Here is a 26,399-nt window from a genome sequence, read left to right as displayed (position 1 = left end):
GCCGCAACGATAGCACAGCGCAGAATCACCAGCGAGGCACGGACTCCTGACCGGATGGTCAGTACTCAGCCTCATCCACCGAAACCTTCATCCTCGGGGCTCGGCGCTCTCCTCCAGTTCCAGCATCAACCCGCTCAAGCGTTTTACCTTGCGCTGCACGGCCTCTTCAAAAACTCCGGCACGCGGTTCGATCAAGGTGAACCAGTGCTTGGCCCGGGTGATGCCGGTATAAATCAGCTCCTTGGTCAGCACGGGGTTCAAGGCGTCCGGCAGGATCAATGCGGTATGGGCGAATTCCGACCCCTGAGATTTGTGTACGGTCATCGCGTAGACGGTTTCAACATCATTCAAACGACTCGGCAACACAAAGCGCACGCCACCCTGGCCATCGTTGCGCGGAAAAGCCACTCGCAGCACCGGTTTGCCGGCGTCAGGACCCTCGCGCTCGGGCAGTTTGAGGGCAATGCCGATATCACCGTTCATCAGGCCCAGACCGTAGTCATTGCGAGTCATCAGCACTGGTCGACCTTCGTACCATTGCTGGTCGTTGTCGATCAGGCGCGCCTTGAGCAACGCAGCTGTGATGCGCTGGTTCAAACCTTCCACACCCCACGGCCCCTTGCGCACCGCACACAACAGCTGGAAGGTGTCGAATGCCTGCAAGACCTCCCGGGCCCAGTTGACCCAGTCCGGGTGCTCGAGCGGCCTGCCGAGCGGTGGACGCTGATCACGCAGCATGCTCAGATAATGCCGATAGCCTTGCGGTCCATCGCCATGGCCCTCAAGCAAGAGTCGCTCGAACTGGTGATCGTGCTCGCCCTTGAGCGGCAACGAATACACATCGTCATAGTGCCCCGCTACCAGCAACTGACGCGCCTCATCCGGCAACTGCTGATTGACCCGGCGTGCGAGCTGGCCGATACCGCTCCCTTCGCCGAAGCGCCGCGAGTGACGCAACATCACCACTTGTTGCGCCAGCGGATGGGAGTCGTCGAGGTCTTCATGCAAGCCGCTGGCCTGCAACGATTCACCGCTGACCGACTCCAGCCATTGCCGAGTCTGCGGGCTATACCAACCGCTTTCAGCGTCACGGCACAAATCCCCCAACACGGCGCCGGCCTCTACTGACGCCAACTGATCCTTGTCACCCAGCAGCACCAGACGTGCATGGGCCGGCAGGGCGTCGAGCAGGTTGGCCATCATTTCCAGGTCGATCATCGACGCTTCGTCGACCACCAGCACATCCAGCGGTAAACGGTTGCCGGCATGGTGGCGGAAGTGTCGCGTACCGGGACGACTGCCCAGCAAGCGGTGCACAGTGGTCACGTCGCAGGGGATTTTTGCGCGTACGTCTTCGGCGACTTTCAGTGATTGCACTTGTTGGCTGATGGATTCGGTCAATCGCGCAGCCGCTTTGCCTGTCGGTGCAGCCAAGCGTATTCGCAGCGGATGACCAGCCTCCACCGCTGGCGCTTGCAGCAACGCGAGCAAGCGCACCACTGTGGTGGTTTTGCCGGTGCCCGGGCCACCGGTGACGATACTGAATGCACCGCGGGTAGCGAGGGCACAGGCGAGTTTCTGCCAGTCGATCACCTCATCGGTTTTAGCCACCCCGAACAGTTCATCGAGCCGTTGCGGCAGATCATCCGGCGTCGCCTCGCCTTGGGCGAGACGCTGGCGCAACGCCGTATCGATGCGGCGTTCGTAAGCCCAGTAGCGCCGCAGGTATAAACGTTTTCCGGACAACACCAGTGGGCGATTCTGCGCGGCTTCGCTGGTATCGGCTGCCAGCGCGACCAGGCCGCTGCCCGCCAACGCCTTGCACCAATGTGCGCCATCGAGCGCTTCAAGCAATTGTGAAGGCAGCAACAACACGCCCCCTTGCACGTCGCCTTCGGGTGGCAGCGACAAGGCAAAATCGGGGGCTTTAAGGGTTTCGAACAAATCCAGACAAACATGACCGTGGCCGAGTTGGTGACTGGTCAACGCCGCAGCGAGCAGCACCAACGGATCGGTATCGGGTTCAAGCTCGTGAAGAAATGCAACGAATGCCTTGTCCAACGCACGCAGCCAGCCACGCTCGACCCAACGGGTGAGCAACAACAGCAAGTCATCGGCACTTGTCAGGGGCGAAAGTCTCGACAGGCTGTCGGCTGCCAGCGGTGTCGGCAACAGATCGGCAAACGTGCGGCTCATAGCAGGACTCCCTGTTCCCATGCGGGTTCGGCTTTGGGTTCGGGTTTGCCCTGGAACATCCGGTCGAGACGCTCGATCAACTCACGAGGCGGTCGGGCAAAATACACACCACGGCTGTCTGAGCGAGTGCCACGCAAGAACAGGTACAACGCTCCGCCAACATGCCGGTCGTAATCGTAGTCGGGCAAACGTGCCTTGAGCTGACGATGCAACGCCAACAGATACAACACGTATTGCAGGTCGTAGCGGTTGTCCAGAATCGATTGTTCCATGGCCTGCTCGGTATAGGCCAGATCGTCCACACCCAGCCAGTTGGACTTGTAGTCGGCCACGTAATAGCGGCCATCGTGTTCAAAAGTCAGATCGATGAAGCCTTTGAACATGCCGTTGAGTTGCACCGGTTCTGCACCAACCCGGGCCACACCGTTGTGGGTGAATTGGCGTACCAGTTCGTCGAGTTTCAGCACGTCGACTTTATGGCTGGCGAACCAGAACTCCATCTCGACACGGTACTGAGTCAGTTGTTCGAGAATCACCGGTGGCTGCCCGCCAGCGATTGGCAGTGGCGACTTGAGCAGGTGTTGCAACCAGTCACTGAGGGTGGTGATCCAGCCTTCCCAGCCACGCAGGTTGCAGCGCCGGCCAATTGCATCCTCCAGCGCCTCGCGGGAAACGGCGAAACCGTCATCACCCGCCCACTCCAGCAAACCGTGAAGAAACGTTCCCGGATTGGGGCCGCGGGGAAAGCGATGGATATCGGCGCCGCCGGTTGTAATCTCTCGCGGTGCATCCGGGTCGAGGCGTTCGTCATCGAAAAGCTTTTGAGCTTGCGGGCTGTCGGGGGCTTCATCACTGCCGACACTCAGCACATCACTGATGCGCAGCGCGCTATAGGACGCGATCCACCAGTTTTCACTGGCCTTGCGCTTGGGCAGCAACGTGGCACTGAGAACGGCGTCATTGCGCGGAGGCTGGTAATGCTCGTCGGTGGGTTGCGGCATTTCGCCGATGTCGATAGCCGGGCAGTCTTGTTGCAAGTCTTGCAACCAACGGTTGAGTCCACTGGATTCACCCAGAGAGGCACCGCCACCCAGCAGATAGCCCAGCGCAGAAAGGTGCAGCACCGAGCTGTTGTTATTGCCGCGTTTCAGATCCGTCACGCCCAACCAGCAGGCATGTTGCGCGCGAGTCAGCGCGACATAGAGCAGACGCAGATCCTCGGCGAGACGCTCTTCGTCCGCTTGCGCAATCAACTCGACGGTCGGCTTGAGACTCACCTGAGCCTTGCCCGTAGCGTCGTGGTAATGCAGCGGCAATCGACTGCCGTCCACGGGTTTCGCCGAGCAGATGAACGGCAGGAACACCAGTGGATACTCAAGGCCTTTGGACTTGTGGATGGTCACGACTTTGACCAGTTGCTCGTCACTTTCCAGGCGCAGGATCTGCTCTTCACCGGCCTGCCCCGACAACGCCAGAAGCTCGGCCAGATGACGGATCAGCGCTTGCTCGCCGTCCAGCTCTGCGGCGGCCTGTTGCATCAGTTCGGACAGGTGAAGAAGGTTGGTCAGCACCCGCTCGCCATCGCTGCGTGTCATCAAAGTCTGTGGCAAATGGAAGTCGTGAAGCAGGCGACGCAGCATCGGCAGCACGCCTTGCTTGCGCCAGAGTTCGCGATAGCCACGAAACTGCATGACTCGAGCTTCCCAAACCAGTTCGTCCTGATTCAGCCGCTCCAGTTCAACCAGTGGCAAGTTCAGGGTGATACAGGCCAGCGCGGCTTTGAGCGAACGTTCGACATCCGGCTCGGCGCAGGCTTTGAGCCAGGACAGCACGTCGTGAGCCTCTTGGGCTGCAAACACCGAATCCTTGTCCGACAGATAAACGCTTCGCACACCGCGGGCGGCAAGCTCGCCGCGAACCGCTTGAGCCTCTTTACCGTCACGGACGAGGATCGCGATATCCGAAGGCCGCAGCCCTCTGAAATCTTCACCGTCCTGAACAAACCCCGCGCTGCCGTTTTGCCCGCCATTAAGCAATGCCGTTATTTCGCTGGCGCAGGCAGCCGCCAACTGTTGTCTGTAAACCGCTCCCGACAGCGGTTGATCTGTGGACAAGTGCCAGACATTCAATGCGCCAATGTCTTGTCCGGCAATCTGCAGTTTCTCTTTACGCCCTTGCGATTCCACCGGTTGAAACGGCACCGGGTTCTCGCCGTTTTTCTCCCGGAACAAAAACGCGCCGCGACCCAGCTCGCGGGACTCGGCGCGTTCGAATACATGATTGACCGCTTTGACCATGCCGTGACTGGAGCGGAAATTGGTGCCCAGCGTATGCAGTCTGCCGGTGGTGGCCTGACGGGCACGTAAATAGGTGTAGATGTCCGCACCGCGGAAAGCGTAAATCGCCTGCTTGGGATCGCCGATCAGAAACAAACCGGTATCGGGGTGGTTGTCTTCGATGCGATAGATGCTTTCGAAGATGCGGTATTGCACCGGGTCGGTGTCTTGGAACTCGTCGATCAAAGCGACCGGGAATTGCTCGCGGATCAACGTTGCCAGACGCTCGCCACCGTCGGATTGCAGCGCGGCATCCAGGCGTAGCAGCATGTCGTCGAAACCCATTTCGGCACGACGGCGCTTCTCTTCTTCGAAGCGCGCGCCGACCCATTTGGCGGCGTGCTGCAGGACAGCGGCATCAGGCGTTGGCAAAGAATCAAGACTCGACTTGAGCCCCGGCATGGCATCGAGCCCCGGATGATCCGGGGCCTGCCCCTTCCAGGCTTCGGCCATGCCGTCGGGGGTCAGTCGGGTGAAGCCGGTACCGATGTCGAGCTGTTCCAAAGACTCGTCTTCGGCCCAAGCCTTGAGCTTCTCGAACCAAGGCTCGAAGTAACGCGCCTGCATCTTGCGACCATCGACAGTCTTGCTGGCAACGCCTTGATGACAGATGGCGAGCAACTCGTCCGCCCATTGACGCCAAGGTATCTTCAACTCGATCAATGCCGAGCGGCGCTCCTGCAAACACTCCTCGATCAGCTCAGCGGGTGCCTTGCCTTCATCGCTGTCGCGCTCACTGGCGAACAGTCCACGCACTCGGGGTAGCAACGCTGCAGGTCCACCCCAGTTGCTACGAACCCAATTCAGCGCATCACCCTGCATCGGGTAACAGAACAGCCGCCAGTAATCGCGCAGCACTTCACCCAGCAAATCGCTGTGATCGGTTTCCAGGGATTGAGTAAACAGGCTGCCGCTGTCGAACGCATGCTCGCGCAGCATGCGCTGACACCAGCTGTGGATGGTCGAGACGGCGGCTTCATCCATCCATTGCGCGGCAATATCAAGGCGGTTGGCACAGCCGGGCCATTGCTGAGGATCGAATTGATTGCGCAGATCAGCGATCAATCCATCAGGTGCTGGAGTCTCGTCGCGGAAAAACCTCGCCGCCTCCGCCAGTCGCGTACGAATTCGCTCGCGCAGCTCTTTGGTCGCGGCGTCGGTGAACGTCACCACGAGGATCTGCGGAGGCAACAATTCGCGGGAAAACCCGCTCGATTCGCCGCCGTGCCCGAGGATGAGCCGCAGATAGAGCGCAGAAATGGTGAAGGTTTTGCCGGTACCGGCACTCGCTTCGATCAACTGGCTGCCACGCAGAGGGAACGCCAGGGCCAGCGGTGTCTTCGTGCTCATGAGCGTGGACCTTCGCTGGACAATGACCGCCAAGGGGCCTCATGCAGGGGGCGGTACAGGGTGTCGCACCAACCGGAGAACGTCTCATCCGTGAGTAATGCGTCGAAGTCGGCAAATTGTCGGGACAATGCCGGGCTTTCACGGCGTTCGCCCTCGCTGGTCTGCCCGTCACCTTCGTAGGCTTTACGGGCAGCAGCGTCGGCTTTGACTGGATCGGTCTGCGACAGCCAGGCAAATGCGGTCTTTACCGCAATCGGCAATGGTTGGCGCATGCCGGCCTGCCAGGCGAGGAGTAAATCGCCAAGGAAGCTAAACGCGCGGGCTTGTTCCATCGGCTCCAGCAGCAATGTGTCGTCACTGGCGACCAATGCCGTGGTCAGTGAAAGTCCGCTGGCGCAGGCGGCAAGATGATTGACCCACGGTTTGGTCAACCGATGCCACTTACGACTTTTGATCGAGCCGATGCTGTTGGGAATGGTCGTGACGGCTAACAGGCCACCATCAGCGCGCTGATGCAGGCCTGCGAGCCAGCCTTCAAGCCGCAACCCCTGAAAATCGAGATTAACCGGGATCGCGCTAGTCACCGGTGTCGGCCACAACGTCAGTAGCTGTTGATAACGCTGCAACAGGTCAGGGAGCGGTTCGATCAGTTCCCTCTGCAAGCATTCGCCAAAACCCGCCATGGGCAGCAATCCGCTGTTTTGCAGCCTTCGGGCCTGAGCCTCGAGTGCCTGATCGATATTGTCCGGTTGCATGAGAGCGGCTTCGAGCAGGCTGTCGCTGAGCGTATAGCGCTGCAATGCGTCCAGCACAAAAGGTTCTTCATCGGCCAGCGGAGCTTCGGCGGCTTCGAAATACACCTTGAGTCGTTGGGTAAAAAAATGTCGTGTCGGGTTACGCAGGAAATCCTGTAGCAGGGCTAGGCTCAGAGGTTCTTCCTGAATGTAGGGCGTGAGCAATTCTGCGTGGGCTTGGGGCGCATGCTGTTGATGCAACACCTGCCACTCACTGGCATAGCTGAACAATTGATCGCCTTCATGGAAATAGCGCGCACTAAACGGCTGCAGCGGATGCTCTTCGGTCATGGCGCCTAACAGATCCTGGCTTTCGTCGATCAATCGCCAGCCGCTGGCGAGGTGATCACGCAACTGGCCAATCAGCACCGACGCCGGTCGCTCGCTGTTGTCGCGAATGCTGCGGCCGACCCAACTGATATAGAGCTGATCACGTGCCGACAGGAGCGCCTCGAGCAACAGATAGCGGTCATCTTCTCGCCGAGAGCGGTCTCCAGGACGGTAGTCGCTGCCCATCAGATCGAAGTCCAGCGGGGGCTGCGCGCGAGGGTAATCGCCGTCGTTCATCCCCAACAAACAGACCAGCTTGAAGGGTATGGCGCGCATCGGCATCAACGTACAAAAGTTCACCGCACCGGCCAGGAAGCGCTGAGACAAACGCCCCTGATCCAGTCCGGCGAGCCAGGCTTCACGGACGACCGTCAGCGGCAGTTCATCTACCAGACCTACCGTCTCACAGGTCTCCAGCCAGGTTTCGCGAAGCTCTTCCAGTTGGGTTAGCAAGTAGTCGTCATGTTCATTACTGGCTTTGAAGAACAGCTGCATCAGCGCTTGTAGTCGCTGCCCCCATTCTTTGGGTTGAGCCGGTTGCATGAGCTGCTGATGGGCGAGTTCCAGAGCATCAAGCAATGCCACCAACGGCCCGATCAATGCGGCATCCAGGCCGCCAATTTCATCATAAGGTTCGATCCCTGAGCAGGCGTTGGCGCTACCGACGGCGTAACCCAAGAGCATTCGGCGCAGGCCGAAATGCCAGCTGTTCTGCTCAAGTTCATCCGGCAGGCCGAGCCCGGCACGTTGCTCGGCGTTCATACCCCAACGGACGCCCGCCCCTTCGATCCAGCGATGCAGTGTTGGCAGGTCCCGCTCTTCTACGCCGAACCGGGCACGCAATGCCGGAACGTCGAGCAGGTCGAGGATTTCGCTGACGGGGAAACGACTGTCCGGCAGCTTGAGCAGGTGCTCGACCGCGATCAGTAATGGGTCGCGGCCACGCTGCCCCTGATCCGCCAATGTGAAGGGAATGAAGCGTGGGTCATACCGGTCGAGTTGACCAAACACCGCGCGTATATGCGGTGCATAACTGTCGACATCCGGCACCATTACGATCACATCGCGAGGGCGCAGATCGGGATTGGCACTGAAGCGCGCCAGTAGCTGGTCATGCAGGATTTCCACTTCGCGCTGAGCGCTGTGGGCAATATGAAAACGGATCGAGTCGTCTTCATTGAGATCAACAGCCGGCCAGTGCTCGCGGGTCTCGTTGAGTGGACGCAGCTCCAGGATATCGTCCTGAAGTTGATTGAGCAGATTGTGTGGCTCAGATTCGCTGAACAGGTCAATGCGGCCATCTCGAAATGCGGCGCGGTAGCTGTTCGGATCGTCGTAACTGTCGAGCAGGTTGATGTAGTCGCGACCTTGCTTACCCCATGCTGCCAATAATGGATGGGCATGTTGGTGCAGTGTTTCGGGATCCAGCACGACGGGCATTCCGCTCTTGCGGGACTGTCGCTTGTACTGGTGACGCAGCAAATCCTTGTCGGCGACGATATCGGCCCAGTGGTGACGGCAAGGGTTATGCACACACAACAGAACCTGACTGAAACGCGCGAGTCCGGCCAGCGCTTCAAGGACTTGGGCCGGTAACGACGAAATCCCGAAAACGATCACTCGCGATGGCAGTCCAGCAGGAGCCTTCGCAAGGTTGTTGATACGCTCGATGAATCGCTGGTGAACGCCGGCGCGACTCTGCGCCATGCCTTGTTCACCCACGTCATTCAGTAGTGCACGCCACAATTCGGCTTGCCAGCAACTGGTCTCCGGCAGTGGTTTTACTTCGCCTCTGACGTTACGCAATTGATGCCGCCCTTCGGCCCAATCCTCAAGCCAGTCAGCCCGATACACCTGGTATTGGTCGAAAAGATCCGCTAGACGCTCAGACAATTGATAACGCTTGCGCAAATCAGTGTCGTGGGTGAGGAAGCGTTGCAACGGCTCGAAATGCGCGCGGTCGATGACCTGGGGTAGCAAACGCATGAGGCGCCAGGTCAGTGGCGCTTTATCGAGCAGGGATTTGGCCGGAATTTCTTCACGTCCCAAAACCATGCGGTAGAGCTGCCACATGAAGCTACCAGGCAGTTGCACATCAATCGCCGCGGCGATGCCGCAGCCACCGAGGTCGCCTTCTTCTGGGTCTTCAGCCAGGGCCAGTTTTAGCCATTGTGCGATACCGTTACTCTGCACCAACGCAATTTCGTTCTCCAAGGGAGCCAGCGGATAGCGCCGCATGATGCTGACCACCAAGCTGCGCAGTTCGTCCAGGCTATTGCTCTGAACCACCATGAATGCAGCGTTGAGGGACTGGGCGTCCGGCATAAAGACTTCCTTGGAAAAGTACGAAAACCAGGTCAGAACCTTAGCATTGTCGGCAGGCTATGACAGCCGGACGACGTCCGTGAATGCTGTAAGAACTTTCCTGCGGGCAAAACAAAACCCCAACTGCTTTCGCAATTGGGGTTTCGGAATTTAATCTTGACGATGACCTACTCTCACATGGGGAAACCCCACACTACCATCGGCGATGCATCGTTTCACTGCTGAGTTCGGGATGGGATCAGGTGGTTCCAACGCTCTATGGTCGTCAAGAAATTCGGGTACTGAGTCGTGACCAGTCGGCCTCGCTTCAGCAAATTGGGTATGTGATAGCTTTCGGTGTTTGTGAACATCGAACTTTCGGTTCGTTTCGTCTTCACACACCGCAATCTGGCCTTTCGACGCAAATTGCTTGGGTGTTATATGGTCAAGCCTCACGGGCAATTAGTATTGGTTAGCTCAACGCCTCACAGCGCTTACACACCCAACCTATCAACGTCGTAGTCTTCGACGGCCCTTTAGGGAACTCAAGGTTCCAGTGAGATCTCATCTTGAGGCAAGTTTCCCGCTTAGATGCTTTCAGCGGTTATCTTTCCCGAACATAGCTACCCGGCAATGCCACTGGCGTGACAACCGGAACACCAGAGGTTCGTCCACTCCGGTCCTCTCGTACTAGGAGCAGCCCCTCTCAAATCTCAAACGTCCACGGCAGATAGGGACCGAACTGTCTCACGACGTTCTAAACCCAGCTCGCGTACCACTTTAAATGGCGAACAGCCATACCCTTGGGACCGGCTTCAGCCCCAGGATGTGATGAGCCGACATCGAGGTGCCAAACACCGCCGTCGATATGAACTCTTGGGCGGTATCAGCCTGTTATCCCCGGAGTACCTTTTATCCGTTGAGCGATGGCCCTTCCATACAGAACCACCGGATCACTAAGACCTACTTTCGTACCTGCTCGACGTGTCTGTCTCGCAGTCAAGCGCGCTTTTGCCTTTATACTCTACGACCGATTTCCGACCGGTCTGAGCGCACCTTCGTACTCCTCCGTTACTCTTTAGGAGGAGACCGCCCCAGTCAAACTACCCACCATACACTGTCCTCGATCCGGATAACGGACCTGAGTTAGAACCTCAAAGTTGCCAGGGTGGTATTTCAAGGTTGGCTCCACGCGAACTGGCGTCCACGCTTCAAAGCCTCCCACCTATCCTACACAAGCAAATTCAAAGTCCAGTGCAAAGCTATAGTAAAGGTTCACGGGGTCTTTCCGTCTAGCCGCGGATACACTGCATCTTCACAGCGATTTCAATTTCACTGAGTCTCGGGTGGAGACAGCGCCGCCATCGTTACGCCATTCGTGCAGGTCGGAACTTACCCGACAAGGAATTTCGCTACCTTAGGACCGTTATAGTTACGGCCGCCGTTTACCGGGGCTTCGATCAAGAGCTTCGCGTTAGCTAACCCCATCAATTAACCTTCCGGCACCGGGCAGGCGTCACACCCTATACGTCCACTTTCGTGTTTGCAGAGTGCTGTGTTTTTAATAAACAGTCGCAGCGGCCTGGTATCTTCGACCGGCATGAGCTTACGGAGCAAGTCCTTCACCCTCACCGGCGCACCTTCTCCCGAAGTTACGGTGCCATTTTGCCTAGTTCCTTCACCCGAGTTCTCTCAAGCGCCTTGGTATTCTCTACCCAACCACCTGTGTCGGTTTGGGGTACGGTTCCTGGTTACCTGAAGCTTAGAAGCTTTTCTTGGAAGCATGGCATCAACCACTTCGTCATCTAAAAGATGACTCGTCATCAGCTCTCGGCCTTAGAATCCCGGATTTACCTAAGATTCCAGCCTACCACCTTAAACTTGGACAACCAACGCCAAGCTGGCCTAGCCTTCTCCGTCCCTCCATCGCAATAACCAGAAGTACAGGAATATTAACCTGTTTTCCATCGACTACGCTTTTCAGCCTCGCCTTAGGGACCGACTAACCCTGCGTCGATTAACGTTGCGCAGGAAACCTTGGTCTTTCGGCGTGGGTGTTTTTCACACCCATTGTCGTTACTCATGTCAGCATTCGCACTTCTGATACCTCCAGCAAGCTTCTCAACTCACCTTCACAGGCTTACAGAACGCTCCTCTACCGCATCATCCTAAGATGATACCCGTAGCTTCGGTGTATGGTTTGAGCCCCGTTACATCTTCCGCGCAGGCCGACTCGACTAGTGAGCTATTACGCTTTCTTTAAAGGGTGGCTGCTTCTAAGCCAACCTCCTAGCTGTCTAAGCCTTCCCACATCGTTTCCCACTTAACCATAACTTTGGGACCTTAGCTGACGGTCTGGGTTGTTTCCCTTTTCACGACGGACGTTAGCACCCGCCGTGTGTCTCCCATGCTCGGCACTTGTAGGTATTCGGAGTTTGCATCGGTTTGGTAAGTCGGGATGACCCCCTAGCCGAAACAGTGCTCTACCCCCTACAGTGATACATGAGGCGCTACCTAAATAGCTTTCGAGGAGAACCAGCTATCTCCGAGCTTGATTAGCCTTTCACTCCGATCCACAGGTCATCCGCTAACTTTTCAACGGTAGTCGGTTCGGTCCTCCAGTTAGTGTTACCCAACCTTCAACCTGCCCATGGATAGATCGCCCGGTTTCGGGTCTATTCCCAGCGACTAGACGCCCTATTAAGACTCGCTTTCGCTACGCCTCCCCTATTCGGTTAAGCTCGCCACTGAAAATAAGTCGCTGACCCATTATACAAAAGGTACGCAGTCACAGAACAAAGTCTGCTCCCACTGCTTGTACGCATACGGTTTCAGGATCTATTTCACTCCCCTCTCCGGGGTTCTTTTCGCCTTTCCCTCACGGTACTAGTTCACTATCGGTCAGTCAGTAGTATTTAGCCTTGGAGGATGGTCCCCCCATATTCAGACAAAGTTTCTCGTGCTCCGTCCTACTCGATTTCATGACCAAGAGATTTTCGCGTACAGGGCTATCACCCACTATGGCCGCACTTTCCAGAGCGTTCCGCTAATCTCAAAGCCACTTAAGGGCTAGTCCCCGTTCGCTCGCCACTACTAAGGGAATCTCGGTTGATTTCTTTTCCTCAGGGTACTTAGATGTTTCAGTTCCCCTGGTTCGCCTCTTGCACCTATGTATTCAGTACAAGATAACCATCTTATGATGGCTGGGTTCCCCCATTCAGACATCTCCGGATCAAAGTCTGTTTGCCGACTCCCCGAAGCTTTTCGCAGGCTACCACGTCTTTCATCGCCTCTGACTGCCAAGGCATCCACCGTATGCGCTTCTTCACTTGACCATATAACCCCAAGCAATCTGGTTATACTGTGAAGACGACATTCGCCGAAAATTCGATAATACTCAATTCAGAGTAACTCACAAATTTTACCTTAGCCTGATCCGTTACCAGTGAAAGTAACGTTCAGTCTATCTTTCTATCACATACCCAAATTTTTAAAGAACGATCTAATCAAAGACTAGAAATCAACATTCACCATCTTTCAATGGAATGCTCATTTCTAAGCTTTCATACGTCAGAAGCAGTAGTGGTGGAGCCAAACGGGATCGAACCGTTGACCTCCTGCGTGCAAGGCAGGCGCTCTCCCAGCTGAGCTATGGCCCCGTATTTCTACAGGCGTTTCCCACACAAAATTGGTGGGTCTGGGCAGATTCGAACTGCCGACCTCACCCTTATCAGGGGTGCGCTCTAACCAACTGAGCTACAGACCCAATTTCGGGCTGCTTCTTATCGTCTTCTTCAATGAATCAAGCAATTCGTGTGGGAGCTCATGGAGCAGCTGATGTCGTCGATTAAGGAGGTGATCCAGCCGCAGGTTCCCCTACGGCTACCTTGTTACGACTTCACCCCAGTCATGAATCACACCGTGGTAACCGTCCTCCCGAAGGTTAGACTAGCTACTTCTGGTGCAACCCACTCCCATGGTGTGACGGGCGGTGTGTACAAGGCCCGGGAACGTATTCACCGTGACATTCTGATTCACGATTACTAGCGATTCCGACTTCACGCAGTCGAGTTGCAGACTGCGATCCGGACTACGATCGGTTTTATGGGATTAGCTCCACCTCGCGGCTTGGCAACCCTTTGTACCGACCATTGTAGCACGTGTGTAGCCCAGGCCGTAAGGGCCATGATGACTTGACGTCATCCCCACCTTCCTCCGGTTTGTCACCGGCAGTCTCCTTAGAGTGCCCACCATTACGTGCTGGTAACTAAGGACAAGGGTTGCGCTCGTTACGGGACTTAACCCAACATCTCACGACACGAGCTGACGACAGCCATGCAGCACCTGTCTCAATGTTCCCGAAGGCACCAATCCATCTCTGGAAAGTTCATTGGATGTCAAGGCCTGGTAAGGTTCTTCGCGTTGCTTCGAATTAAACCACATGCTCCACCGCTTGTGCGGGCCCCCGTCAATTCATTTGAGTTTTAACCTTGCGGCCGTACTCCCCAGGCGGTCAACTTAATGCGTTAGCTGCGCCACTAAGAGCTCAAGGCTCCCAACGGCTAGTTGACATCGTTTACGGCGTGGACTACCAGGGTATCTAATCCTGTTTGCTCCCCACGCTTTCGCACCTCAGTGTCAGTATCAGTCCAGGTGGTCGCCTTCGCCACTGGTGTTCCTTCCTATATCTACGCATTTCACCGCTACACAGGAAATTCCACCACCCTCTACCATACTCTAGCTTGTCAGTTTTGAATGCAGTTCCCAGGTTGAGCCCGGGGATTTCACATCCAACTTAACAAACCACCTACGCGCGCTTTACGCCCAGTAATTCCGATTAACGCTTGCACCCTCTGTATTACCGCGGCTGCTGGCACAGAGTTAGCCGGTGCTTATTCTGTCGGTAACGTCAAAACACTAACGTATTAGGTTAATGCCCTTCCTCCCAACTTAAAGTGCTTTACAATCCGAAGACCTTCTTCACACACGCGGCATGGCTGGATCAGGCTTTCGCCCATTGTCCAATATTCCCCACTGCTGCCTCCCGTAGGAGTCTGGACCGTGTCTCAGTTCCAGTGTGACTGATCATCCTCTCAGACCAGTTACGGATCGTCGCCTTGGTGAGCCATTACCTCACCAACTAGCTAATCCGACCTAGGCTCATCTGATAGCGCAAGGCCCGAAGGTCCCCTGCTTTCTCCCGTAGGACGTATGCGGTATTAGCGTTCCTTTCGAAACGTTGTCCCCCACTACCAGGCAGATTCCTAGGCATTACTCACCCGTCCGCCGCTGAATTCAGGAGCAAGCTCCTGTCATCCGCTCGACTTGCATGTGTTAGGCCTGCCGCCAGCGTTCAATCTGAGCCATGATCAAACTCTTCAGTTCAAACATCTTTGGGTTTTTAAGAAACCCTAAACTCGGCTCAGCAATCGTTGGTTACATCTTTGATTTCTCGCGGAGTAACTTGTGATGCTGATAATCTTGTTGACTATCAGTCTGACTCCACAAGCACCCACACGAATTGCTTGATTCAGTTGTTAAAGAGCGGTTGGTTAAGATCTTTCGTCTCAACCGAGGCGCGCATTCTACAGCAGCCTCATTTGCTGTCAAGTGATTATTTTCAGAAGTTTTCGAAGAATTCTTCAACAACTTCAACCACTTGCGCTTCCGATCTCTCGTTAGCGGGAGGCGAATTCTACAGCGTTACTCGCTGTTGTCAACACCTCTTTTTCTCCGCTTTCGACCGAGAAGATCGAACCGTTAAAAGAGCCAAACATCACCGCTCTTTCAACTCCCTCCAGGCTTCGATGAACTGAAGCGACCCGCTCTCGAAACCTACTTAACTCATTGAATCTCAAGGAGTTTTCCGTTTCGACTGCGCCGGAAGTGGGGCGAATTATAGACGTCTGGAATCTGCCGTCAACCGCTATTTTCATAATTCTGTCATATCAGTCAAAAAAGCCCGAAAACGCAAAGGCCGACCTTAAAAGGTCGGCCTTCTGCATGCCCTTCTACTTATAAGCTAGGGAATGCGAACTGCGAAGCCTCATGGCTCGCACGCTGAGGCCAGCGCTGAGTGATCGCCTTGCGACGGGTATAGAAGCGCACGCCATCCGGGCCGTAAGCATGCAGGTCGCCGAACAGCGAACGCTTCCAGCCACCGAAGCTGTGATAAGCAACCGGCACCGGCAGAGGAACGTTGACGCCAACCATGCCGACTTCAATCTCATCACAGAACAGACGCGCCGCTTCACCATCACGGGTGAAGATGCAGGTGCCATTACCGTATTCGTGATCGTTGATCAGTTGCATGGCCTCTTCCAGGCTGTTGACGCGAACAACGCACAGCACCGGACCGAAGATCTCTTCTTTATAGATGCGCATCTCAGGGGTGACGTTGTCGAACAGGCAGCCACCCAAGAAGAAGCCTTCTTCATGGCCCGCCACGCTCAGACCACGACCGTCGACCACCAGAGTCGCGCCCGCCGCCACGCCGTCATCCACATAACCGCTGACTTTGTCGCGAGCCTGACCGGTAACCAGCGGCCCCATGTCCAGACCGCAGGAAGTGCCGGCACCGATTTTCAGCGCCTTGATCTGTGGAACCAGTTTGGCCACCAGCGCATCCGCCACTTGATCGCCCACACACACGGCTACCGAAATCGCCATGCAACGCTCACCGCAGGAACCGTAAGCCGCGCCCATCAGTGCGCTGACCGCGTTGTCCAGATCTGCATCCGGCATCAGCACCGCATGATTCTTCGCGCCGCCCAGTGCCTGAACGCGTTTGCCGCGCTTGGTGCCTTCGGCGTAGATGTATTCCGCAATCGGCGTCGAACCGACGAAGCTCAGCGCTTTGACTTCCGGCGCTTCGATCAACGCGTCTACCGCGGTCTTGTCACCGTGCACCACGCTCATTACGCCTTTTGGCAGGCCCGCTTCCAGCAGCAGCTGAGCGATCAGCAGCGTGGAGCTCGGATCACGCTCGGACGGTTTGAGGATAAAGCAGTTGCCGCAGACGATCGCCAGCGGGTACATCCACAGCGGCACCATGGCCGGGAAGTTGAACGGCGTGATACCGGCAACAATGCCCAGCGGCTGGAAGTCCGACCATGCGTCGATGTTCGGGCCGACGTTGCGGCTGTACTCGCCCTTGAGGATTTCCGGGGCGGCGCAGGCGAATTCGACGTTCTCGATACCGCGCTTCAGTTCACCGGCAGCGTCTTCCAGGGTCTTGCCGTGTTCTTCGCTGATCAATTGCGAGATGCGCGCTTCGTTCTGCTCCAGCAGTTGCTTGAAGCGGAACATCACCTGGGCACGCTTGGCCGGCGGCGTGTTGCGCCAGGCCGGGAACGCAGCCTTGGCGGCATCGATGGCTTTCTGGATGGTCTCGCGGGTGGCCAGTGGCAGTTTGTGGATCGCCTGGCCGGTAGCCGGGTTGAATACATCAACCGCGCGACCGTTCTCGGTCACCAGTTCACCATTGATCAAATGCGGGATAACGCTCATCGAAAACTCCTGAATTCTTGTCCGCGGATGCCCACGAGGGGCACCCGCCGTTTGTAGGTATATATAGAAGGAAAAATCAGTCGAGCTTGTTCAGCACTTCGCCGACCGCGTCGAACAGACGATCGAGGTCTTGCGGCTTGCTGTTGAAAGTTGGGCCAAACTGCAGGGTGTCGCCGCCGAAGCGCACGTAGAACCCTGCCTTCCACAGGGCCATGCCCGCTTCGAATGGACGCACGATGGCATCGCCATCACGACCGGCAATCTGAATCGCACCGGCCAGGCCGTAGTTGCGGATGTCGATGACGTTCTTCGAACCTTTCAGACCGTGCAACGCATTTTCGAAATGCGGCGCGACTTCGGCGACGCTTTGCACCAGGTTTTCCTTTTGCAGCAGATCCAGCGATGCCAGGCCAGCAGCGCACGCCACCGGGTGCGCCGAGTAGGTGTAGCCGTGCGGGAATTCCACGGCGTATTCCGGGGTCGCCTGGTTCATGAAGGTCTGATAGATCTCGGAACTGGCAATCACCGCGCCCATCGGGATCGCGCCGTTGGTGATTTGTTTGGCGATGCACATCAGGTCCGGGGTGACGCCAAAGCTGTCGGCACCAAACATCGAACCGGTGCGGCCGAAACCGGTGATCACTTCGTCGAACACCAGCAGGATGTTGTGCTGATCACAGATTTCACGCAGACGTTTCAGGTAACCCTGCGGTGGCACCAACACACCTGCGGAACCGGCCATCGGCTCAACGAACACCGCGGCGATGTTCGACGCGTCGTGCAGTTCGATCAGCTTCAGCAACTCATCGGCCAAGGCGATACCGCCCTGCTCCGGCATGCCACGGGAGAAAGCATTGCTCGCCAGCAGCGTGTGCGGCAGGTGATCGACGTCCATCATCGACTGACCGAACAGCTTGCGGTTGCCGTTGACGCCGCCGAGGCTGGTGCCGGCGATGTTTACGCCGTGATAACCCCGGGCACGACCGATCATTTTGGTCTTGGTCGCCTGACCTTTCAGACGCCAGTAGGCACGGACCATTTTCACCGCCGTGTCGGCGCACTCGGAGCCGGAGTCGGTGAAGAACACGTGGTTCAGGTTGCCTGGGGTCAGGTCAGTGATTTTTTCGGCCAGTTGAAAGGACAACGGATGGCCGTACTGGAAACCCGGCGAGTAATCGAGGGTGCCCAGTTGTTTCGAAACCGCTTCCTGAATTTCCTTGCGGGTATGCCCGGCGCCGCAGGTCCACAGACCCGACAGCGAGTCGTACACCTTGCGGCCTTTGTCATCGATGAGCCAACTGCCTTCGGCACCAACGATCAGTCGCGGATCGCGCTGGAAGTTACGGTTGGCGGTGTACGGCATCCAGTGCGCGTCCAGCTTCAATTGGCTGGCCAGTGGCGACGGAGCGTTTTCGGGCATGTTCATCGGGCAAAACCTCGCAGGGCTTAAGCTTCAGGGAGATAAAAGTCGTTGTTGCAGCTAAATTGCCACGCGGATAAAGTCGGTGAAATCCAACTCTTCTAACCTTCAGTTAGACCATCACTAAACTTTGAGCGATTAAACATGAGCAGCCGCCGTCCCGATCCGCTGGCCCAGGTCAGTGACTTTGATATTCGCCTGCTGCGGATCTTTCGCAGCGTGGTGGAATCCGGCGGCTTCTCGGCAGCGGAAACCGTGCTCGGCATCGGGCGCTCGGCAATCAGCCAGCAAATGAGCGATCTGGAGCAACGCCTCGGTTTACGTTTATGTCAGCGTGGCCGCGCTGGATTCTCGCTGACCGAAGAAGGTCGCGAGGTCTATCAATCAGCCCTGCAGCTATTGAGTGCGCTGGAAAGTTTTCGCACCGAGGTCAATGGCCTGCACCAACACTTGCGTGGCGAACTGATCATCGGCCTGACCGATAATCTGGTCACCCTGCCCCACATGCGCATCACTCACGCCCTCGCCCAATTGAAGGAGCGCGGGCCGGATGTGCAAATCCAGATCCGCATGATTGCGCCGAATGAAGTCGAACAAGGCGTGCTGGACGGTCGCCTGCATGTCGGCGTAGTGCCGCAGGCCAGTGCGCTGTCGGGCCTGGAGTATCAGCCGCTGTACAGCGAGCGTTCGCTACTTTATTGCGCGGTCGGTCATCCACTGTTTTATGTCGATGACAAACAACTCGATGACGAACGCCTAAATAGTCAGGACGCCATTGCCCCAACGTTTCGTTTGCCGGCGGAAATCCAGGCGCACTATCAAGCGCTCAACTGCACCGCCAGCGCTTCCGACCGTGAGGGCATGGCGTTTCTGATTCTGACCGGGCGCTACATTGGTTATCTGCCGGATCATTACGCCAGCCTTTGGGTACAGCAAGGGCGTTTACGCGCACTCAAGGCCGATACACGTTTTTATGATTTGAGTCTGGCATCGGTCACGCGCAAGGGCCGGCGCCCTCATTTGGTGCTGGAAAGCTTTCTGGAGAGTCTGGCGGCAACACGTTGAAAACCAACAAACGCCCAGCCACGTTAGGCCCTAGAGACAAAATTAACCAATAACCTGAGCAAGTGGACAGCTTTTTGCAAAGCAGGATCAATCCCGATCCTTCAACAAGAAGCCCAACGCCATGCAGCCAGATTCTGAACCGTCCAGCGACTTGATCTACGGCCTCAACGACCGCCCCAAACCGCTGGCCGCGACCCTTGCCGCCCTGCAACACGTGCTCGCCAGTTTCGTCGGCATCATCACCCCGCCGCTGGTGATCGGCTCGGCGCTCGGGCTGACCGCGCATTTGCCTTACCTGATCAGCATGGCGCTGATGGTGTCCGGGGTCGGCACGTTTATTCAGGCACGCCGCCCGTTCGGGATTGGCGCAGGGATGATCTGCCTGCAAGGCACCAGTTTCGCCTTTCTCGGCGCGGTGCTGTCGGCCGGGTTTCTGGTCAAGCAGCGCGGCGGCAGTCCGGAAGACATTCTGGCGATGATCTTTGGCGTGTGCTTCTTCGGCGCGATTGTGCAGATCGTGCTCAGCCGTTTCATTGGTCAATTGCGCAGGGTGGTCACGCCGCTGGTGACCGGGATTGTCATCACGCTGATCGGCATCAGCCTGATCAAGGTCGGCATCACCGATCTCGGCGGTGGCTTCAATGCCCCGGACTTCGGCGCGCCGGGCAATCTGGCGCTGGGCGTGTTCGTGTTGCTGACGATCATTTTGCTCAACCGCTCGAACACGCCTTGGGTGCGGTTGTCGGCAATCATCATCGGCTTGGTGCTCGGCAGCCTGGCGGCGTGGTTCAGTGGGAAACTGGTCCCGCAGCCTTTGCCTGACTTGCCGCTGGTGAGTTTTCCTACACCGTTCAAGTTCGGATTCAGTTTTGACTGGACCGCGTTCCTGCCGGTCGCGCTGATCTATCTGATCAGCACCATCGAAACCGTCGGTGACCTCACCGCCAATTGCATGCTCGCCCGCCAACCCATCAGCGGCCCTTCTTATATAAGCCGCTTGCGCGGTGGGGTGCTGGGTGATGGCGTGAGCTGCATGATCGCCGCAACGTTCAGCGCCTTCCCCAACACCACGTTTGCGCAGAACAACGGCGTGATCCAGTTGACCGGCGTTGCCAGCCGTTACGTTGGCCTATACATCGGCGCGATTCTGTTTTGTCTCGGCCTGTTTCCAATGATCGGTGCAGTGCTGCAACAGATCCCTAAACCAGTACTCGGCGGCGCCACTCTGGTGATGTTCGGTGCCGTCGCCGCTGCGGGTGTGCGCATCCTCGCGCAATCGCCGCTGGATCGGCGCAGCATGCTGATCATCGCCACGTCGTTCGGCGTCGGCCTGGGCATCGCCGCGCAACCGAACCTGCTGCACCTGCTACCGAAACTGGTGCAAAACCTGTTCGACTCGGCGATTACCAGCGGCGGGCTGACGGCAATCATCCTTTGTCTGCTGCTGCCGGAAGCAAAACCAGCCCCCACTGAAGTACATGCGCCGCTGAACAAGATCGAACAGGCGTAACGGTTTTATCGTTTCAGGACTTGTCGGATACGTGTGGGTGCGCTATCAACGCAACTGGTTGCACCCACAGACAAACCCGGAAGTGCCTATGACCTTTGAAGTCCCCGCTCACGGCGGCAAGCCCGCCAGCCGCATTCGTCAGAAGAACGAAGAGACCATTCTCAAAGCCGCCGAAGACGAGTTCGCCCGTCACGGGTACAAAGGCACCAGCATGAACACCATCGCGCAGAATGCCGGGTTGCCCAAGGCGAACCTGCATTACTACTTCACCAACAAGTTGGGGCTGTACGTAGCGGTGCTGAGCAACATCATCGAGTTGTGGGACAGCACCTTCAACACTCTCACCGCCGAAGACGATCCGGCTGAAGCGCTGACCCGTTACATCCGCGCCAAAATGGAATTCTCCCGTCGCCAGCCACAAGCCTCGCGAATCTTTGCGATGGAAGTGATCAGTGGCGGCGAATGTCTGAGCGAATATTTCAACCAGGATTACCGCGCTTGGTTCCAGGGCCGCGCGGCGGTGTTTCAGGCGTGGATCGATGCCGGCAAAATGGACCCGGTGGATCCGGTGCACCTGATCTTCCTGTTGTGGGGCAGCACCCAGCATTACGCCGACTTCGCCACGCAGATCTGCCGCGTCAGCGGGCGCAGCAAGTTGACCAAGCAGGACATGGAAGACGCCGGCAACAACCTGATCCGCATCATTCTCAAAGGCTGCGGCCTCACTCCTTCTCTATAAGACGTTTATGCCTTTCACCCTCAGCGGTTTTTGCGAGTACCGCGAAGAGATTCGCAAAAGCCGCTTTATCACCTTCGCTGCACCGATCAGCAGTCCCGCTGACGCACAGGCGTTCTTCGAACAGCACAGCGACTTGAACGCCTCGCACAATTGCTGGGCTTGGAAACTCGGCGATCAATATCGCAGCAATGACGACGGCGAACCGGGCGGCACGGCCGGGAGACCGATTCTGGCGGCGATTGAAGCGCAGGATTGCGATCAGGTCGCGGTGCTGGTGATCCGCTGGTACGGCGGCATTCAACTTGGCACTGGTGGATTGGCCCGGGCCTATGGCGGCGGAGCGAACAAGTGCCTGCAAACGGCGGCGAAAGTCGAGTTGATCAGCCGGGTGCCGTTGAGTTGTGCCTGTGGTTTTGCCGAGTTGGCGCTGGTGAAGTTGCGGGTGGCGGATCTGGGTGGGTTGATTGTCGAAGAAAACTTCACGGCAAACGGCGTTGAGTTGAAGTTAGCTGTGGGGGAAGCGCAGATCGAGGTCTTGCAAACGCAGCTAGCCGATTTGAGTCGTGGGCGGATTTTGCTTCAACGATAAAAGATCAAAAGATCGTCCGATCGCGGCCCGAGCGTTCCGCAGGTCCTACACTTGAAATGCATTCCCCTGTAGGAGCTGCCGAAGGCTGCGATCTTTTAGGGCATCACCCTTTTCCGTTATTACCCGGACTTGCCCACATCGGCTGTGCACCCGGCTGTGGATAACCTGAGCACATCCCGCTGTAACCCTTCTGTCATGCGGCTTTGCGCGATTTGTTCACTTTTCGTTCAATTCCCCCGACCAAATGCAAATCCCACGCAAAAACAATCAGTTATCTTGGTTTATCACCATTAGAAGAAAGCACCGCGGTGCTTATGCCCGGGATTTCAGCTTGCGCACAATAACTGTGGAACAACCTGTGGATAACCCGTTCATGGCTGTCGCAGTCGCCGATGCTGTATAGCTCCAATGGGTTTGCTCGTTTTTTGATCAATTACCGACGAGCAAAACTGGAGCCTGATCATCAGCTTTGCTCTCAATTGGTGCTTGGCATCATCGGGATTTGACCTCGCCAGCTCTGCACCAAATGCTGGGAGGCGATGCGTGGCGGACTTCCTGACTCAATGGCCAGGAAATTGCTTTATCCACAGGCACAACTCCAAGCAAGTCGAGCCTGTCATGTCCATCGCCCCCCCTGTCCCGCGCCTGCAACTGCGCCATATCAGCAAACGCTACCCCGGATGTCTGGCCAATGACGCCATTGATCTGAGCATTGCGCCTGGTGAAATCCATGCGCTGCTCGGTGAGAACGGCGCAGGCAAAAGCACGCTGATGAAGATCATCTACGGCGTCACTCAGGCCGACGCGGGCGAGATGCTCTGGCAAGGACAGCGCGTGAACATGCGCAATCCGGCCCAGGCGCGACAGCTGGGGATCGGCATGGTCTTCCAACATTTCTCGCTGTTCGAAACTCTGACCGTGGCGCAGAACATTGCCTTGGCAATGGGTGCGGCAGCGGGCACACCGAAACAGCTTGAGCCAAAGATTCGCGAAGTCTCGCGGCGCTACGGCATGGCGCTGGAGCCTGAGCGACTTGTCCACAGCCTGTCGATCGGCGAGCGGCAACGGGTGGAAATCATTCGCTGCCTGATGCAGGACATCCGGCTGCTGATCCTCGACGAACCGACTTCAGTGCTGACGCCGCAGGAGGCCGACGATTTGTTCATCACCCTGCGCCGTCTCGCCGCCGAGGGTTGCAGCATTTTGTTTATCAGCCACAAGCTCGGTGAGGTTCGCGCCTTGTGCCACAGCGCCACGGTCTTGCGCGGCGGGCGGGTAGCCGGGCATTGCGTACCGGCCGAATGCTCGGATCAACAGTTGGCGCAGATGATGGTGGGCGAAGCGGCGGCGTTGATTGGCGACTATCCAAAGGCCAGCGGTGGCGCGGTGTTTTTGCAGGTCAGCGGTTTGAGCTGGCATAACCCGGACCCGTTTGGCTGCTCACTGACAGGTATCGACTTGCAGGTGCGCAGCGGTGAAATCGTTGGCATCGCCGGAGTCGCGGGCAATGGCCAGGATGAACTGCTTGCCCTGCTCAGTGGCGAGCAAACGCTGCCACGGGCCGAAGTCGAAAAGATTCGTTTCGGTCATCAGGCCGTTGCTGATTTACGCCCCGATGCACGACGCAAACTCGGTCTGGCTTTCGTCCCGGCCGAGCGTCTCGGCCATGGTGCGGTGCCGGAGCTGAGTCTGGCCGACAACGCGCTGCTGACAGCCTTCCAACAAGGGCTGGTGAGCAACGGTTTGATCGAACGCGGCAAAGTCGAAGCCCTCGCCCAGCAAATCATTCAACGCTTTGGGGTAAAAACGCCGAATACGCAAACCCCCGCCCGCAGCCTGTCCGGCGGCAATCTGCAGAAATTCATCCTCGGCCGGGAAATCCTCCAGCAACCGAAACTGCTGATCGCCGCGCACCCGACCTGGGGCGTGGACGTCGGCGCCGCCGCGACCATCCACCGCGCGTTGATCGCCTTGCGCGACGCCGGCGCGGCGATTCTGGTGATTTCCGAAGACCTCGATGAACTGTTCCAGATCAGCGACCGCCTCGGCGCCTTGTGTGGCGGCAAGCTGTCGGCGCTGCAAAACACCACGGACACGCAACTGAGCGACGTCGGCGGATGGATGGCCGGTCAGTTCGATGCCCCTCAACAACACGCCACGGTTTAACGGAGTTTCAAACATGCTGCTTTCCCTCGAACCCCGTGGCCAGCAATCACGCCTGATGCTCTGGTGCTCACCGCTGTTGGCGGCGGCGCTGACGCTCGGCTGCGGTTCGCTGCTGTTCATCGCCCTCGGTCATGATCCGCTGCAAACCTTGCACACGCTGCTGATCGCGCCGGTCAGCGACTTGTACGGCGTTTCGGAATTACTGGTCAAAGCCCTGCCGATTCTGCTCTGCGCGCAGGGACTGGCGGTGGCCTACCAAGCGCGAATCTGGAACATCGGCGCCGAAGGTCAATTGCTGCTGGGCGCACTCGCCGGCAGTGCCTTGGCGGTCAACATCATCGACATGCAAAGCCGTTGGGCGCTGGTGCTGATTCTGCTGACCGGCACCCTCGCCGGCGCCGCATGGGCCGGGCTCACCGCATGGCTGCGCACACGTTTCAACGCCAACGAAATCCTCACCAGCATCATGCTCAATTACATCGCGCTGAACCTGCTGCTGTTCTGCGTACATGGGCCGCTGAAGGATCCCGCCGGTTTCAATTTTCCCGAGTCGGCGATGTTCGGCGACGCCAGCCGTTTGCCGCTGTTGCTGGAGGATGGCCGCGTGCATGCCGGGGTGTATTTCGCCCTGCTCGCGCTGGTCGCGGTGTGGGTGTTGTTGCAGAAGAGTTTTATCGGTTTCCAGATCAAAGTGCTCGGGCTCGACAAGCGTGCGGCAGGGTTCGTCGGCTTTCGCGAGAAGCGTTTGATCTGGCTTGCCCTGTTGATCAGCGGCGGGTTGGCGGGGCTTGCCGGGGTCTGCGAAGTCACCGGCCCGATCGGCCAATTGGTGCCGCAAGTGTCACCGGGTTATGGCTACGCGGCGATCACCGTGGCGTTTCTCGGGCGGCTCAACCCCATCGGAATTCTGTTCGCAAGTTTGCTGATGGCGCTGCTGTACATCGGTGGCGAGAACGCGCAGATGAGCCTCAATCTGCCGCAAGCGATCACGCAACTGTTTCAGGGAATGATGCTGTTTTTCCTGCTCGCCAGTGATGTGCTGATTCTCTATCGACCACGCCTGAATCTGCGCTGGGCACGGCGCACACAGACCCCCACCGTAACCGCCGGAGCGCTGTGATGGATATCGATCTGCTGAGCAATATTTTCTTCGCGATGGTGCGTTGCGGCACGCCGCTGCTGTTGGTGGCGCTGGGTGAACTGATCTGCGAGAAGAGCGGCGTGCTCAACCTTGGGCAGGAAGGGATGATGCTGTTTGGTGCGGTGATCGGTTTTATCGTCGCGCTCAATAGCGGCAACCTGTGGCTCGGCGTATTGCTGGCGATGCTCGCCGGGATGTTGCTGTCGTCGCTGTTTGCTTTGGTGGCGCTGGTGTTCAACGCCAATCAGGTGGCGACCGGCTTGGCCCTGACGATTTTTGGCGTGGGGTTGTCGACTTTCGTGGGGGCGGCGTGGGTCGGCAAACCATTGGCTGGATTCGAGCCGTTGGCGATTCCGTATCTGAGTGAAATTCCGCTGATCGGGCGAATGCTGTTCGCGCAGGATCTGCTGGTGTATCTGTCGTTTGCGCTGTTTGCGCTGGTGGCGTGGGTGATCATCAAAAGCCGTGTCGGGCTGATCATTCAAGCGGTCGGCGAAAACCCGGATGCGGCCAGTGCGATGGGCTTGCCGGTGTTGACCGTGCGCACCCTGGCGGTGCTTTTCGGCGGCGCGATGGCCGGGCTGGCCGGGGCGTATCTGTCGCTGGCGTATACGCCGATGTGGGCGGAAAACATGACGGCCGGGCGTGGCTGGATTGCCTTGGCGCTGGTGGTGTTTGCCAGTTGGCGGGTGTGGCGGTTGTTGCTGGGCGCCTATCTGTTCGGCCTCGCCAGCATCCTGCACCTGGTGGCGCAGGGGTTGGGGCTGGCGATTCCGTCTAGTCTTCTGGCGATGCTGCCGTACGTGGCGACGATTGTGGTGCTGGTGTTGTTGTCGCGCGATGCGCTGCGCACACGGTTGTATGCGCCGGTGTCGTTGGGGCAGCCTTGGCAGGCGGGGCATTAATGTGGTGATTTCACGGGCCTCATCGCTGGCAAGCCAGCTCCCACA

General features: G+C 57.5%; 12 protein-coding genes, 2 tRNA genes and 3 rRNA genes. 7 read left to right on the top strand and 10 right to left on the bottom strand.

Going from position 1 to position 26,399, the window contains the following annotated elements; genetic code table 11:
* Positions 1 to 87 precede the first annotated feature (87 nt).
* From recD to aptA, 10 genes are all read right to left on the bottom strand, one after another.
* Positions 88 to 2,196 (bottom strand): exodeoxyribonuclease V subunit alpha, encoded by a 2,109-nt coding sequence (recD, locus tag ACA061_RS03405; protein ID WP_497300588.1) that lies wholly within the window; start codon positions 2,194 to 2,196, stop codon positions 88 to 90.
* Positions 2,193 to 5,882, bottom strand: coding sequence for an exodeoxyribonuclease V subunit beta (gene recB / locus ACA061_RS03400; protein WP_497300586.1), 3,690 nt, complete (start codon positions 5,880 to 5,882; stop codon positions 2,193 to 2,195). Before recB ends, recD begins: the two co-directional genes overlap by 4 nt.
* Positions 5,879 to 9,331, bottom strand: coding sequence for an exodeoxyribonuclease V subunit gamma (gene recC, locus ACA061_RS03395; protein ID WP_497300584.1), 3,453 nt, complete (start codon positions 9,329 to 9,331; stop codon positions 5,879 to 5,881). The genes recB and recC overlap by 4 nt, the downstream gene beginning before the upstream one ends.
* Before the next feature lie 154 nt (positions 9,332 to 9,485).
* A 5S ribosomal RNA gene (gene rrf / locus ACA061_RS03390) occupies positions 9,486 to 9,601 on the bottom strand.
* A 150-nt stretch (positions 9,602 to 9,751) separates the two neighbouring features.
* Positions 9,752 to 12,645 (bottom strand): 23S ribosomal RNA (locus ACA061_RS03385).
* A gap of 248 nt (positions 12,646 to 12,893) precedes the next feature.
* Positions 12,894 to 12,969: transfer RNA gene (locus tag ACA061_RS03380), tRNA-Ala, on the bottom strand.
* A gap of 30 nt (positions 12,970 to 12,999) precedes the next feature.
* Positions 13,000 to 13,076: transfer RNA gene (locus ACA061_RS03375), tRNA-Ile, on the bottom strand.
* An 82-nt stretch (positions 13,077 to 13,158) separates the two neighbouring features.
* Positions 13,159 to 14,695 (bottom strand): 16S ribosomal RNA (locus ACA061_RS03370).
* The 16S, 23S and 5S rRNA genes sit together here with 2 tRNA genes alongside, the layout of an rRNA operon.
* Before the next feature lie 630 nt (positions 14,696 to 15,325).
* Positions 15,326 to 16,819, bottom strand: a complete 1,494-nt coding sequence (locus tag ACA061_RS03365; protein ID WP_150617867.1) for a CoA-acylating methylmalonate-semialdehyde dehydrogenase — start codon at positions 16,817 to 16,819, stop codon at positions 15,326 to 15,328.
* Between the two features lie 76 nt (positions 16,820 to 16,895).
* Entirely contained in the window at positions 16,896 to 18,245 is a 1,350-nt protein-coding gene (gene aptA / locus ACA061_RS03360) for an omega-aminotransferase AptA (protein WP_150617868.1), read from the bottom strand.
* Positions 18,246 to 18,383: 138 nt separating this feature from the next.
* On the opposite strand from aptA, the gene ACA061_RS03355 reads away from it, so the two are divergent.
* The 7 genes from ACA061_RS03355 to ACA061_RS03325 all read left to right on the top strand — a co-directional run bounded on the left by ACA061_RS03355 (position 18,384) and on the right by ACA061_RS03325 (position 26,354).
* Positions 18,384 to 19,304 (top strand): LysR family transcriptional regulator, encoded by a 921-nt coding sequence (locus ACA061_RS03355; RefSeq protein WP_210701095.1) that lies wholly within the window; start codon positions 18,384 to 18,386, stop codon positions 19,302 to 19,304.
* A 121-nt stretch (positions 19,305 to 19,425) separates the two neighbouring features.
* Positions 19,426 to 20,814: a uracil-xanthine permease family protein gene (locus ACA061_RS03350; protein ID WP_150602508.1), complete on the top strand. Its 1,389-nt coding sequence runs from the start codon at positions 19,426 to 19,428 to the stop codon at positions 20,812 to 20,814.
* An 88-nt stretch (positions 20,815 to 20,902) separates the two neighbouring features.
* Positions 20,903 to 21,553, top strand: coding sequence for a TetR/AcrR family transcriptional regulator (locus tag ACA061_RS03345; RefSeq protein WP_150617871.1), 651 nt, complete (start codon positions 20,903 to 20,905; stop codon positions 21,551 to 21,553).
* A 7-nt stretch (positions 21,554 to 21,560) separates the two neighbouring features.
* Complete coding sequence (locus ACA061_RS03340) at positions 21,561 to 22,142, top strand: IMPACT family protein (RefSeq protein ID WP_150617872.1); 582 nt, start codon at positions 21,561 to 21,563, stop codon at positions 22,140 to 22,142.
* Positions 22,143 to 22,760: 618 nt separating this feature from the next.
* On the top strand, positions 22,761 to 24,308 hold the full coding sequence (locus tag ACA061_RS03335; protein ID WP_497300581.1) for an ABC transporter ATP-binding protein: 1,548 nt from the start codon (positions 22,761 to 22,763) through the stop codon (positions 24,306 to 24,308).
* Positions 24,309 to 24,321: 13 nt separating this feature from the next.
* Positions 24,322 to 25,428, top strand: coding sequence for an ABC transporter permease (locus ACA061_RS03330; RefSeq protein ID WP_210554178.1), 1,107 nt, complete (start codon positions 24,322 to 24,324; stop codon positions 25,426 to 25,428).
* The gene (locus tag ACA061_RS03325; RefSeq protein ID WP_210554179.1) at positions 25,428 to 26,354 is read left to right on the top strand and encodes an ABC transporter permease; all 927 of its coding nucleotides are present in this window, start codon (positions 25,428 to 25,430) and stop codon (positions 26,352 to 26,354) included. Before ACA061_RS03330 ends, ACA061_RS03325 begins: the two co-directional genes overlap by 1 nt.
* Positions 26,355 to 26,399 lie beyond the last annotated feature (45 nt).

It is taken from the genome of Pseudomonas sp. LBUM1668 (assembly GCF_059695715.1).
Note: the sequence above shows the minus strand (reverse complement) of the source record. Positions and strands in the feature narration are given on the sequence as shown.